The organism is Pseudomonas sp. BN505, from assembly GCF_029873175.1.
Classification (GTDB): domain Bacteria; phylum Pseudomonadota; class Gammaproteobacteria; order Pseudomonadales; family Pseudomonadaceae; genus Aquipseudomonas; species Aquipseudomonas putida.
Map to the genome: position 1 here is coordinate 126600 of NZ_SSOI01000045.1, position 12695 is coordinate 139294.

Annotated in this window: 10 protein-coding genes; all 10 read right to left on the reverse strand. The window is 63.5% G+C overall.

Annotation, left to right across the window (positions count from 1 at the left end; genetic code table 11):
* Positions 1-67: 67 nt before the first annotated feature.
* The 10 genes from E8E78_RS13785 to algK all read right to left on the reverse strand — a co-directional run bounded on the left by E8E78_RS13785 (position 68) and on the right by algK (position 12688).
* Complete coding sequence (locus E8E78_RS13785) at positions 68-532, reverse strand: hypothetical protein (protein WP_016497998.1); 465 nt, start codon at positions 530-532, stop codon at positions 68-70.
* Positions 533-674: 142 nt separating this feature from the next.
* On the reverse strand, positions 675-2129 hold the full coding sequence (locus E8E78_RS13790; RefSeq protein WP_059395156.1) for a mannose-1-phosphate guanylyltransferase/mannose-6-phosphate isomerase: 1455 nt from the start codon (positions 2127-2129) through the stop codon (positions 675-677).
* 34 nt (positions 2130-2163) lie between these two features.
* Complete coding sequence (locus E8E78_RS13795) at positions 2164-2811, reverse strand: alginate O-acetyltransferase AlgF (RefSeq protein ID WP_049274671.1); 648 nt, start codon at positions 2809-2811, stop codon at positions 2164-2166.
* Positions 2812-2831: 20 nt separating this feature from the next.
* Positions 2832-3989 carry an alginate O-acetyltransferase gene (locus tag E8E78_RS13800; RefSeq protein WP_084967312.1) on the reverse strand — a complete coding sequence of 386 codons (1158 nt, stop codon included), beginning with the start codon at positions 3987-3989 and terminating at the stop codon, positions 2832-2834.
* A gap of 10 nt (positions 3990-3999) precedes the next feature.
* Positions 4000-5457, reverse strand: coding sequence for an MBOAT family protein (locus E8E78_RS13805; RefSeq protein ID WP_016498002.1), 1458 nt, complete (start codon positions 5455-5457; stop codon positions 4000-4002).
* A 181-nt stretch (positions 5458-5638) separates the two neighbouring features.
* Positions 5639-6742 carry a mannuronate-specific alginate lyase gene (locus tag E8E78_RS13810; protein ID WP_049274673.1) on the reverse strand — a complete coding sequence of 368 codons (1104 nt, stop codon included), beginning with the start codon at positions 6740-6742 and terminating at the stop codon, positions 5639-5641.
* An 8-nt stretch (positions 6743-6750) separates the two neighbouring features.
* A complete protein-coding gene (locus E8E78_RS13815) occupies positions 6751-8190 on the reverse strand; it encodes an alginate O-acetyltransferase (protein WP_084967313.1) in 1440 nt (479 codons plus the stop codon).
* Positions 8191-8203: 13 nt separating this feature from the next.
* The gene (algG, locus tag E8E78_RS13820) at positions 8204-9763 is read right to left on the reverse strand and encodes a mannuronan 5-epimerase AlgG (RefSeq protein ID WP_016498005.1); all 1560 of its coding nucleotides are present in this window, start codon (positions 9761-9763) and stop codon (positions 8204-8206) included.
* Between the two features lie 22 nt (positions 9764-9785).
* The gene (locus E8E78_RS13825) at positions 9786-11264 is read right to left on the reverse strand and encodes an alginate export family protein (protein WP_016498006.1); all 1479 of its coding nucleotides are present in this window, start codon (positions 11262-11264) and stop codon (positions 9786-9788) included.
* A complete protein-coding gene (gene algK, locus E8E78_RS13830; RefSeq protein ID WP_059395154.1) occupies positions 11261-12688 on the reverse strand; it encodes an alginate biosynthesis TPR repeat lipoprotein AlgK in 1428 nt (475 codons plus the stop codon). The genes E8E78_RS13825 and algK overlap by 4 nt, the downstream gene beginning before the upstream one ends.
* Positions 12689-12695: the final 7 nt, after the last annotated feature.

The following is a 12695-nucleotide window of genomic DNA, read 5'->3' on the forward strand; positions in this document are numbered from 1 at the left end:
AACTCGAGATCAGTAGGATCTCTGTGGGAGCGGGTTCACCCGCGAAAGGGCCGGTACAGGCGATATATCAATTGGCAAATGTACCTTGCAGGTGCTCGGCACGAAATTCCAGGGTCTGTGGCCGGTACCCGGCGCGCAGGGGGGGCAGCGGCAGGCAGTCCTTCCACTCGGCCCCCGGCTGCAAATCACCCGGCCCCCGGTAGCGCGGGGCGTTGTAGGTGCTTTCGGCCAAATTCACAGTGTCACCCGGTGCATACGCCGCCACCCGCCAGCGCAGTTCGGTCAGCGGGGCCTTGTTGCCGTTTTTCATGTGTACCTGCAACGCACGGTCGGCCGGGCATTGTTCGGGGGCATAGGCAAGGCGCAGGTCCAGCCGGGCCAGTTGCGAGGTTTCGCGGTTGTCTTGCCAGGCGACGAACAGCGCCACCAGGCCGAGGCCAAACACGGCGGCCAGCGAGATCGGCAGGGCCTTGGCCGGGTAGCGCAACAGCAGTACCAGCCAGGTAAGGATGAGGAAGGCACCGATGATCATGGGGCTTGCAGACCTTGAATGCGCGAGGTCTGACCATCGTAGCCTGAAATGGGGGAGGGCTCAAAAGCGCGAAGCCCGCTCCCAGCCTTTGTGGGAGCGGGCTTGTCCCGCGAAAGGGCCGCAAAGCGGCCCCAAGGTTCACTTATTGGGCAATGGTCTTGACCGATACCCCACGCTCGACCGGCGTGGAAGTGCGCCCGTACACATCTTCGAAGCGCTCGATGTCATCCTCGCCCAGGTAGCTGCCGGACTGCACTTCGATGATCTCCAGCGGGATCTTGCCCGGGTTGCGCAGGCGGTGGACCGAAGCGATCGGGATGTAGGTCGACTGGTTCTCGGTCAGCAGGAACACGTTCTCGTCACAGGTGACCTCGGCAGTACCAGACACCACAATCCAGTGCTCGGCACGGTGGTGGTGCATCTGCAGCGACAGGCTGGCACCCGGCTTGACGGTGATGTGCTTGACCTGGAAGCGGCCGCCCATGTCCACCGAGTCGTACGAGCCCCATGGGCGATACACTTCCAGATGGTTCTGGGTTTCAGTACGGCCCTGCTCGTCGAGGGTCTTGACCATCTGCTTGACGCCCTGGACCTTGTCTTTGTGGGCAATCATCATGGCGTCCTTGGTCTCGACCACCACAATGTTCTCAAGGCCGATCACCGACACCAGCTTGCCGTTGCCGTGGATCATGCAGTTGCGGCTGTCCTGCACCACCACGTCGCCCTTGGTGACGTTGCCGTTGTCGTCCTTCTCATGCACATCCCACAGCGACGACCAGCAGCCCACGTCGCTCCAGCCGGCCGACATCGGCACCACGCAGGCGCGCTGGGTCTTTTCCATCACCGCGTAGTCGATGGAGTTGTCTGGGCAGCAGGCGAAGGTGGCTTCGTCGATGCTCAGCACATCGCCCTCTTCCTCGCTGCGCTCCAGGGCCAGCACGCAGGTGTCATAGATATCGCCGTCGTGCTTTTTCAGTTCTTCGAGGAGGCGGCTGGCGCGGAACAGGAACATGCCGCTGTTCCAGAAGTAGCCACCGGCCTGGACGAACTCGGCTGCACGTTTTTCATCGGGTTTTTCAACAAACTGGGCCACGCGCGCCACGCCCTCGGGCAGCAGGGCGTCCTGGCTGGAGCGGATGTAGCCGTAGCCGGTTTCCGGCTTGGTCGCCGGCACGCCGAACAGCACCATTTCGCCACGCTCGGCGGCGATGGTGGCCAGGGCCAGGGCGCGCTGCAGGGCCTTCTGGTCGTCGATCACGTGGTCGGCGGGCAGCACCAGCATCAGCTCGTCGCGGCCTTCGTTGACCAGTTTCATGGCGGCCAGGGCCACGGCCGGCGCGGTGTTACGGCCGAACGGCTCCATCAGGATGCCTTGGGTTTCCAGCTTCAGCGCAGCCAGCTGTTCCTGGACGATGAATTTATGGTCCTTGTTGCAGACCACGATTGGCGTGTCCATGCCTTCGAACGCCAGGCGCTCGATGGTTTGCTGGAACAGGGTGTGTTCGCCGGTCAGGGCCAGGAACTGTTTGGGGAACTGCTTGCGCGACAGAGGCCACAGACGCGAACCGCTACCACCAGAAAGAATTACCGGGATCATCATGTTTCTCCAATAGTCGTTAAAGGCAGGGGGATCAGTTGCTAGCCACGGGGCGAGTTACCCACACCGGCGACAAGGCGCTGCCGGAACCGGTTACGTACAGCACGGCGGCTTCGCCGCGCTCCAGAGCGACGGGTTTCACGTCACCCACTTTCTTGTCACCTTGGTACAGCGCCAGGTTGACCTTGACCGGGTTGATTTCGCGCTCGCCTCGGCCGTTGGCGGCCACCGGCTTGACCACTTCGGTCTTGCCGTCGGCGGTTTTCAGGGTCAACTGCTGGTCGCTCAGGTTCTGCACGCGCACCAGGGCTTTCTGCTTGTTCTTGAACGGTGGTTCTTCGATCAGCTGCGGGTTGCCGGTGCCGCTGTTGACCAGGGTGTAGTACTTGTCCGAGGCCAGCTTCACCGGCACGCTCTTGCCGCCGACCTGGGCGGTGTAGTCACCGCCTGGCAGGAAGCTGAAGTCGCTGCTGGCCTGGGCGCCAACCTGCTTGATCTGGGTGTTGCCGACCTTTGCTGCGGCCGGTGCGCTGGCTGCGTTGTACAGGCGCACGAATGTCGAGCCTTTCGGTGCGCTCGGGCCGTACAGGGCGGCGTCGGCACCGGCGAAGGCCTGCATGGAAGCAAGGGAAAGGCCGGCCGCGAGGGTGAGGGCTTTGGCAATGGAAGTCTTGGTAGTCATGTGCATTTCCTCTCTATCGTTCAGTGGTTCGTCCGAGTGGACGACAAGGCCAGGTTTTCTTCGGATTTACGGGAGTTTTTCAGCTGGGCGATCCACTGTGGATCGAAGCTGCTGAGGTCGTTTTTCATCGGCAGATAACGTTCGGGGAATTCCCACACCACCACTTGCGGTGCGGCGTTCTTGAAGGCATCGCTTTGCAGGTACTTGAGCATCGGCAGCAATGGGCCGTGGCCGTCTTCGGCGTAGTTGGCGACGTCGCTGCGCAAGGCCTGCTGCAGCGCGCCCAGGAAGTTCCAGTGCGGGTTGGCGCTATAGCTGGTACCCACCAGTGCGACCGGGATCTCGTTGTTGGCGAACAGTGCATCGTCGCCTTCACCCTCGGCTTGCGCCGGGCGGGTGCTGCGTTGTTGCAGGTTGTCCGGAGCCGGCAGCAGGTTGCTGAACAGCGGGTCCAGTGGCAGGAAGTTGGTCAGGTCGCCTTTGTAGGGTGCCGTGCTGCCGGCTTCGGTGACGAAGGTTTGCGGGTCACCGTTGAGCAGGTTCTGCCGGCTTACAGCCTCGGCCAGCGCCTGGGCGGCGACTTCGGCGCCCATCGGTGTCCAGTGGGTGTCGGTGCGCAGGAATACCTGGCCGCGAGCTTTGGCTTGTTCCATGGCCGCTTGCAGGTCCGGGGCGAACACGTTGGCCTGGCGCACCTGGGCATGGAACTGGTTGTACAGGTCATCGTGCAGGCTGGCCGGCTGCTCCTTGCCCAGGTATTCCGAATAGAGGCGCGCCTTGGCCGGGATGATCGCCAGCACCAGCTGGCTGTCGTGTTGCTGCAAGGTGTCGCGCACGCCACGGATCAGCGCCAGGTTTTCCTGCATCAGTTGTTCGGCGCCAGCCGTGGGCTTGAACTCTTCGTCACTGAACAGCCATTGGTCGCGGCCCAGCACCACACCGGGGCGGCCCTCGTTGAACAGCTTGAAGTCCATGGCCGCCCAAAGGTTGGTGCCCAGGCGCTTGATCGGGAACTCGGCGTCGTAGTGAGTCTCGGCGGCCTTGGCCAGCTTGCCGTTGAGCAGGGTCATCTGCTCGGTGCGCTGAAAGCTTTGCAGGCCACCGGTGGACCACACGCCCATGCCCACCAGCAAGCCGAGGAACGACAGGGAGTAAGTAATGCGTAATGTGCGGTTCATGTCATCGGCCTCAGAACTGGAAGTACAGGAACGGCGAGTAGCTTTGCGCCGAAAGCTTGAGGATCGAGGCCACGAACAGCAGCAGCACCAGGGCGCGGGTCATCACCCGGGTCCAGTCCAGGCCGATCGAGCCGTCGTTGTTGACCTGCACCGGCGTGGCTTGGGGCGCTGGCTTGGCATTGCGGTAGAAATCACGCAGGCCGAAATACGCCAGGGAGATATAGGCGACTACCAGGGTGGCCACCTGCAGGCCGGTCAGCTGGGCGCTGTTGAGTTCGGACAACTGCCAGTCGCCGAAGCTGAACATGGCGCCATACATACGGCCGGCCACGTGCAGGTTTTCGGCGCGGAAGATCACCCAGCCGACCACCACCAGCAGGAAGGTGAAGGCCCATTTGACCGGGTTGAAGCGCTGCGGGTTGGTGTCGAGGCCAAGCGCACGCTCGATGGCCAGCCACATGCCGTGCCAGGCGCCCCAGATGATGTAGGTGAAGTTGGCACCGTGCCAAAGGCCGCCCAGCAGCATGGTCAGGAACAGGTTGCGGTAGGTGTTGAAGGTGCCTTTGCGGTTACCGCCCAGGGTGATGTACAGGTAGTCGCGCAGCCAGGTCGACAGGCTGATGTGCCAGCGCCGCCAGAACTCGGTGATTGACTGGCTGATGTACGGCTGCTTGAAGTTCTCCATGAAGCGGAAGCCCATCATCAGGCCCAGGCCGATGGCCATGTCGCTGTAGCCGCTGAAGTCGAAGTACAGCTGCGCGGTGTAGGCCAGCGCGCCCAGCCAGGCGTCACCCGTGGTCGGGTTTTGCAGGGCGAAGCAGTGGTCGGCGACCACGGCCAGGGTGTCGGCGATGAACACTTTCTTGATGAAGCCCTGCATGAAGCGGGTGCAGCCTTCGGAGAACTTGTCCAGGGTATGGGTGCGGTTGTTGAACTGGTCGACCAGGTCCTTGAAGCGCAGTACGGGGCCGGCGATCAGGTGCGGGAAGATCGCCACGAATGCTGCGAAGTCGATGAGGTTGCGGGTAGCCGGGGTGTCGCCGCGGTACACGTCGATGATGTAGCTGATCGACTCGAAGATGTAGAACGAGATACCGATCGGCAGCAGCACGTGGGTGAGGATGAACGGCTCCAGGCCGAACGAGGTCATGATCGCGTTCAGGCTGTCGACGCCGAAGTTGGCGTACTTGAAGTAGCCAAGGATTGCCAGGTCGACGCCCACGCCGAGCAGCAGCCAGCGCTGGGCGGGTTTGGTGCGTACGCCGGCGGCACCCACTTTCAGGCCGATCCAGTAGTTCCACAGGGTGACCCCGGCGAACAGGGCCAGGAAGTCCACCCGCCACCAGGCATAGAAGATGTAGCTGGCGACCAGCAGCAGCAGGTTGCGATACCGTTGCCCGCTCAAGTAATACAGGCCGAGGAAGATCGGCAAGAACAGGAACAGGAACACGTTGGACGAGAAGACCATCCCGGTTCTCCTAATTTGTTCACAGCATCCAGGGCAAAGCGCCCCCCAAACCCCCCACGAAATGGTGGGAGATACCTAGTCCCCTGTAGGAGCGGGTTCACCCGCGAAGAGGCCGGCACAGGGCACCGCAGATGGCAGGCCTGGCCCTTTCGCGGGTAAACCCGCTCCTACAGGGATGGTGTTACTTTTTACGTTCTGCACTCGGGTCGTAGACCCGGGTCACATCGCCCCCCAACCGGAAGCTGTTGAACGGCTGCATGTCGTGCTTGCGCTCAAGCGTGTCGCCGACACAGTGATAAAGCGCACACCAGGGCTCGAGCCAGGCGTACTTGCCGTCGACCTTGAGGTCGGTCATGTCCTGTTTCTCACCGGCACGCACCTTGAAGTGGCTGGGATCGCGGGCGCCGGCCAGCACGCCTTCACCCAGGCGCTGCAAGGCGAAGTTGTTCTCGGCGCGCAGGTCGACGCCATTGGCCTGGGCGAAGCTGGCAATCATCGCCAGCGGCGGCAGGGCGTAGTTGTGGTAAGCCAGCGCACGCTGCTTGCGCTTGATTTCGTTGGGCAGGAAGCCTTGGTCATCGATCTGGTTGGCGCCGACCTTGTATTCCTTCACGGCCCAGTCGAACAGGTCGTGGCGGTCGGTGGCGACGGCGGTAGCCATGACCGACCAGGCGGCCCAGTAGCTGTGGTTGTTGATCTTCTCCAGCGGCAGGTCGCTCCAGTCGCGCACGGTCTGTTCGGCCAGGCGGGCGAACCATTTTTCGATCAGCTCGGCCTCGGCCCGGTGCGCGGCCAGTGGCTGCGAGTTGGAAAACTTCAGGCGCAGCCACGAACCGCTCATGCTGCCCAGCGCCCATTTGCGCATCGACTTGCCGGTGTGGTTGTAGTCGGTGGACAAAAGCGCATCGGCGCGGGCCCAGGTGCCCAGCCACGCCAGGGTGCAGTCGAGCTGCGCCGGGCGACCGTCGCGCATGTACTGGCCCACCATCTTGCTCACGCCTTTCTCAAGGGTGGTGATGTCTTCGGTCGACTTGCGGAAGGCCTTTTCCGAGGCTGCGTTGAGCGTCGCCCGTGCCTTGTCCGAGCCTTCGTACTTGCTGCGAAACTGCAGTGCGCCGGTGTATGGCTTGGGCGCCGCTTCACAGCGGAAGTTGCCGTCACCGGTCTTGAGCTTTTCGATCCCCTCGTAGTAACCCTGGGGCGGTACCAGCGCGGCGTGCGCGGCACCGCCGAACAGGGCCAACGCGAGGAGGGCGGGGCGAAAGATGTGCTTCAGATGGGTCATGGGTCGCCTCACTGGCCGGCCTGCGCGGTTTGCGCAGGCACGGCGAAGTTGTTGCGTTTGCAGAGCTTGGCCTCGACCTTCTGGGTGCCGTTTTCCGGCCCCTGTACCTCGAACGCCAGCAGGCTCTGGCTGGCCCAGTCTTCGTCTTCGCGCATCTGGAAGACAAAGCGGCCGTCGGTGTCGGAGGTTTCCGGTTTTTCCAGCTTGATGTCCTCATGGCGCCCGTTGAGGTACCACAGGGTGGCTTGCAACACCTTCACCGACGGGTCTTCGAACTTGACGTCCATCTGCAGGTTGCGGTTGATCAGGTCTTTGATCACGCCGCCCTTGCCGTTGACCATCAGTTCGTTCTTGCCGGGCTTGAGGGTGCTGCTGGCGCTCATCAGGGCCGGGCGGTCGTCGCAGCCGTCATCGAGCAGGCCAAGGATTTGCCGCCAGATGGTTTCCTGGTCCAGGCGGTAAAGCGGGGAGAATTCCCACACCAGGATCTTCGGCGGGTTCTTCTGGAATTCCTCGCTGCCCAGGTACTGGATCATCGAGCCTTCCAGACCGCCGCCAGGGAAGGCGACGTTGAGCACGTCGGCGCCGATGTATTGCTCGAGGAAGCCCGAGAAGTTGTAGTTCTTGCCACTGTGGCTGGTGCCGACCAGGGTGATCTGCGCGTTGCCGCTGTCACCGAACAGGTCGTCGCCGCCGCTGGAGCCTTTCGGCTCGGTGGCGAACTGGTCCATGTACTGCACCGCGTAGCTGGTGCCGCACAGTTGGCCGGCGACGTTGTGCAGGGTGCCGGTCTTGCCCATGCGCCCGGATTTCTTCGTTTCGAATTCCTTGCGCGGGATGCCTTCGAAGGCCGGCATCCTGTGCACGGTGTCGGCCACGATTTTGGCAGCGCGCTCGGCGCCATATGGCGTCCAGTGCTGGTCGCCACGGAAGTAGAAGTCCTTGCCCTGGTCGGCGGCGGCCAGTTGCTCGTTGGTCAGCGGCGACAGGTCGGGCACGTTGTAGCCCATGCTGGCGAAGCGCTTGAGCATGGCCTGGTAGTTGCCCAAGGCCTTCTGGTAGTCGAAGGCGGCTTTCTCGGCCGGGTTGAGCATGTTGCGGTTCACCAGGCCACGGGTCGGCTGGTACACCACCACCAGTTCCACGCCGCGCTTCTTGAAGGCGTCATGCACTTGTTGCAGGCGCTTGTAGCCGGCCGGGGTGGTGTTGAACTCGGTGCGCAGGTCTTCGCGGGTACGGAACAGCCAGTCGCCCTTGGCCTGCACCAGCGTAGTGAAGTTCTGCTGGTAACGGGTGGTGTAGCGGCTGGCGTCGTGCGCTTCGGGGCACAGCTGGCAGCAGGGCTCGGCGCTGAAGGTGGGGGCCTTCACTTCTTCGGCGCGCACGCCTTGGCTGATCGCCAGGAGGGCGGCGGACAGGCCCAGCAGTTTCATCAGGTGTGGAGTCATGGTCTGGGCTTCCTTAATCGATCATTTCGGTCTGGCGTTCGACCGGGTCGATCAGCACAGCCTTTTGCTGGCGCACCAGCAGGTCGAGGATTTCGTCCTGGCGCTCGCCGAGGATGCCGTTGAGGCTGATGCCGCTGGCCTTGCGCGGGGCGAGCATCGACACCTTGTACAGCTCGACCGACAGCGGCGAGTCGATCGACAGTGGGCCGGAGCCATTGGCCGCCAGCTCGCCACCCACCACGATCAGCGACACCTTGGTGTCGAACGGGTCAAGGGCGATGTCGCGGTCGGTGTCGGACAAGTCCTTGATGTGGCCGTACACGCCCACCAGGCCGTTGGCCATGGCAACGTTTTCGTACAGGCGAATGTTCACGCTGTTGCGCACGCGGATGCCGTGGCGGCGGTTGTTGATCAGCTTGTTGCCCCAGATCAGGTTGTCGCCGCTTTCGTACAGGGTGATTCCGTCGGTGTGGTTGCGGTAGATCTGGTTGTAGGCGATCAGGTTGTTGACGCTGTTACGGTCGATCACCACGCCCGAGAGCTTGTTGTCGTAGCTCTTGTTGTTGATGATCCAGCTGTCGTTCACCTCACGCGAAACGATGATGCCGTGCTTCTTCTTGGTGCCGTACACGGTGTTGCCGGCGATGATCAGGCGGTGCGACCGGTCGTGCGGGTCGATGCCGTAGACGATGTTGTCGCGGTAGGTGCTGTCCTTGACCACGAAGTCCTGCGTCTCGTAGCAGTAGAAGCCGTACCACATGTCGCTGAACTCCGAGCCGATGATCCAGCCGGTAGGTTCCGGGCGGCCCATGCGCTTGGCCATGTTCGGCGTGTACTGCGAAATGCTCACGCCATACGACTTGGACTTGGCGTAGCCGAAGCTGGCCATCTTCGTGTTGACGATGTAGGTCTCGGTACCGCCCCACGACAACAGGAACGGGCGGAATTCCTTAGGCGAGCGGAAGGTCGCCGGGCCGTTGTCCTTTTCCCGCCAGCCGGTCACCTGGGTGTCAGTGACGAATAGCTTGCCGTCATTGACCAGGAACGAACCGCCCTCCTGGGACAGGCGCAGCTGCTTGACCTTGCCGTCGATCTCAAGGATGCCCTTTTGCCCGACCACGATCGGCAGACGTGCCAGGTAAACCCCTGGCTCGACCTCGCTGAGGTATTGCTTTGGCACCTTCTTGCTCAGCTCGACCAAGTCGATATGGCCGTCATCGACGAAGATCGCCTGCGGGATGCCGTGCTGGCGCTGCACCCACTCAGCTGCCTTGTTGTCGCCGCCGACGAACTCCTTGAGGGTGTCCTCCTGGAACATGCGGCGCAGGCTGACCTTGCCTTTGTGGCGGCGGTCGATTTTCTTCTGCACCGCTTCGGCGGTGAAGCCGGTCAGGTCGGGCAGCTTCGGCGGGTCCATCTGCAGCGGCTCGATCGGTGCGCTGGCCACGGTGTAAGTCTTGGCCTGCTGCAGCTCCTTGGCGATCACCTTAGGTTCTGCGGCAGCGACCAGGCCGCTGGCCAGCAGCAAGGCGCTGGCCAACAGGCTGTGACGTAAGTGCGGGTGAAGGTTCATAACGGTCAGTCCCCTACCGGCCTCAGAAGCGCCAGATCACATCGACGAAGGCGCGGTGCATGTACGAGTCCGCTTCCTTGCCGTAGGCGTCGCCCGGCTTGAATACACCGGCACGCAAGCGCACCAGGGCGGACGGTTCGTCGATGGCCTGGCTCATGGAAGCTGGCAGCAGGCCTTGCTTGAAGTACTTGGTCACGACCACGTCCATCTCTTGGCCAAGGTCTTTTTCGCCATCGACCAGCGGGCGGTTCACGCCGTTGTCGTTGACCACCGCGTTGATGCCGCTGGAGCCGATGTTCTGGTTGCCGTCGACACGCCAGAACTTGTGGTAGATCAGGCTGGCGTCGTAGTCGTCGCGCAGCTGCCACGAGGCGAACAGGGTGGCCGCCTGCAGGTTGCCCAGCTCGCCGCGGAAGGCTTCGCCGAAGCGGTGCACGCGCGAGCGGGTGCCGGTGAAGTTGGAGCGGTTGCTTTCAAGGCCGGTCTGCTCGAAGTTGTTCGAGCCGTCGTCGCCACCGCCGCCGCTGCCACGGGCATAGGCCGCACCGACCTGCCATTGCGGGTCCAGGCGCAGGCGGATGCCGAGGTCGGTGGCCCAGGCATTCACGTCGCCGCTTTGCTTGCCGGTGGCAACCTGCTCGTTGCCTACGGCCTGGCTGCTGAGGGTGTCGCGGTCACCGGTCAGCCAGGTGACGCTGCCCCAGTAGTTGACGGTGTGGTCGTTGCGCCAGTTGTAGGCGTCACTGTTGGCCTCAAGGCCCAGCCAGGTCAGGTCACCGGTACGGGTCTTGTCCAGCGCATCGACGGTTTCGCCCGGGTTCTTCAGGCTGCCGCTGTCATGGGTGTGGTGGGCGCGTACGCCTACCCAGTGGCCAGGGGTCCACTGCGTGGCTACGTTGCCGTAGATGTGCGTGCGGTCCTTGTCTTCCGGGGCCAGTTCGGTGAGGTCGGTGCGGTACTCGCTGAAGCGCTGGGCCACGCCCAGGTCGGCCTTGAGCAGGGTGGTATCGAAGGTCCAGTTCAGCGCTTCGATGTTGGTGTCGCGCCACATGCCATCGTCGCTGCGCAGGCGTTGGCGACCCAGGCGCAGTTGCTCGCCTGGGTAGGCGGTGAGGCCGCTGTAGCCGACCCAGAACTCGCGCATGGCCAGGTAGCTTTTGTCAGGTTGGCGGCTGTCGTCACCGGTTTCGGTGCTGGTGCCGTCGTCGTTCTGGCGCAGGGTGTCGGTTTCGATGGTGTCGGTGGCGGCGACTGCCTGGCCCATTGCATAGGCACTCCAGTTACCGCGCTCGCCGTACACCCAGGGGCGCAGGTCCAGGCCCAGGCCGTTGACGTCGCCGCCAGGGCGGGTGCCCAGGTCACGGTCGTCTTCCGACTGGCCGGTGATTTTCACGTCCAGGCCGAAGTTTTTCTCGGCGGTCATTTCCGCCAGGGTCGGGCAGGACCACAGCAGGGCGAAGCTCAGGCCGATGCCAGCTTTCACGAAGGGATTAAGCGTCATAGCGAGTCCTCACCGTCTACTTCTTTTTCGTCGTCTTGCAGCGCTTCGATGGCCAGGGCGCTGTTGGCCCCCTGCGCCATGCTGCCGCGCGCCTGTTTCTCTTGCGCCAGCAGTTGCTGGGCCTGGCTGCGCTGGTCAGGGGTCAGTTGCTGGTCGAGCTGCTGGAGCATTTCTGTCGATTGCGGCGTCGGGTTGGCCTGGGACAACTGCGCGAACACCCAGGCATTGCCCGGTTGCGGGCGAATACCGTGGCCTTCGCTGAACAACTGGGCCAGCGCATAGTCGGCGCTGTTCTGCCCGCCACGGGCGGCGGCCAGCAGGTTGTCGACGGCCTTCTGCGGCTCGACATTGCCCAGGTAGCCGCGGCGGTACAGTTGGCCCAGGTAGTAATGGGCGCTGATTTCACCGGCGTCGGCGGCGGCTTGCAGGTGCTGCTCGGCTTTTTTTGCGTCGGCCGGCAGGGTCTTGCCTTCGTAGTACAGGCGGCCCAGCAACAGTTCGGCGCGTGGCTGTTCGGCCTCGCGGCCCTTGTCGATGTAGGCCAGCAACTGGTCGGTGTCGCCCAGTTCGGGGAAGTCGTACAGCAGTTGCGCCAGGCTGACCCAGGATGCCGGGTTGGCCGGGGCTACCTGTTCGAACAGGTCCTTGGCGGTTTTCTCGTCGGTCTGGCCCAGGCTGCGGTCGGCCAGTACCCGGGCAACGCTGTCGACCCGGGTGGCCGGTACGGCGCCACGGGCGTAGGCGGATTTCAGCTGGCCGAGCAGGGCGGCTTGCTGGTCGGCCTGGCCACGTTTCTGGTACACGGTGGCCAGTTCGACGTAGCAGATGTCGGTGGTGCTCAGCGCGGCCTTGCAGATCTTTTCCACGTCGCCCAAGTGCTGGTCGTAGGTGCCCTGGGTGCGGTACAGCAGCACCTGGGCCAGGCCCGCTTCGGGGTTGCCGGCGGCGCGCCACTGGTCGATCTGCTGCTGCGCGTTGACCTTGGGGAAGCTCTGCGGGTAGCTGAGGTAGAGCATGGCCAGCGGAATCAGGGTGTTGCTTTCGCCCTGTTTCGCGGCCTGCTTGAGCAGGGTTTCGGCTTCCTCGCGTTCGGCCTGGGTGCTGTCGGGCTTGGCCACCAGCAGGCGGCCAAGGCGCGCCTGGGCGCGGGGCGAGGTGGCGGCCGCGGCGCGGTAGGTGGCCTCGGCTTCCTTGATTTGCGACGGGTCGCGGGTGGCCACCTTGATATCCGCCAGGCCCACCTGCGCTTCGCTGTAGCCCAGGTCGGCCAGGGCCTTGTAGTTGCGCTCGGCCAATGCCGTGTCGCCGCGCTTCAGGGCTTCGTTGGCCAGGCGCTGGTCAGGCAGGCCGGCACAGCCGGCCAGGGTGATGGCAGCAGCCAGGGCACACAGGCCCAGGTTTGCGCGCTTCTTGTAGGGAATCATGCGGTGA

Coding starts and splice junctions, on each gene's coding strand:
- E8E78_RS13785 (WP_016497998.1), bottom strand. CDS start 532: ATGATCATCGGTGCCTTCCTCATCCTTACCTGGCTGGTACTGCTGTTG.
- E8E78_RS13790 (WP_059395156.1), bottom strand. CDS start 2,129: ATGATCCCGGTAATTCTTTCTGGTGGTAGCGGTTCGCGTCTGTGGCCT.
- E8E78_RS13795 (WP_049274671.1), bottom strand. CDS start 2,811: ATGACTACCAAGACTTCCATTGCCAAAGCCCTCACCCTCGCGGCCGGC.
- E8E78_RS13800 (WP_084967312.1), bottom strand. CDS start 3,989: ATGAACCGCACATTACGCATTACTTACTCCCTGTCGTTCCTCGGCTTG.
- E8E78_RS13805 (WP_016498002.1), bottom strand. CDS start 5,457: ATGGTCTTCTCGTCCAACGTGTTCCTGTTCCTGTTCTTGCCGATCTTC.
- E8E78_RS13810 (WP_049274673.1), bottom strand. CDS start 6,742: ATGACCCATCTGAAGCACATCTTTCGCCCCGCCCTCCTCGCGTTGGCC.
- E8E78_RS13815 (WP_084967313.1), bottom strand. CDS start 8,190: ATGACTCCACACCTGATGAAACTGCTGGGCCTGTCCGCCGCCCTCCTG.
- algG (WP_016498005.1), bottom strand. CDS start 9,763: ATGAACCTTCACCCGCACTTACGTCACAGCCTGTTGGCCAGCGCCTTG.
- E8E78_RS13825 (WP_016498006.1), bottom strand. CDS start 11,264: ATGACGCTTAATCCCTTCGTGAAAGCTGGCATCGGCCTGAGCTTCGCC.
- algK (WP_059395154.1), bottom strand. CDS start 12,688: ATGATTCCCTACAAGAAGCGCGCAAACCTGGGCCTGTGTGCCCTGGCT.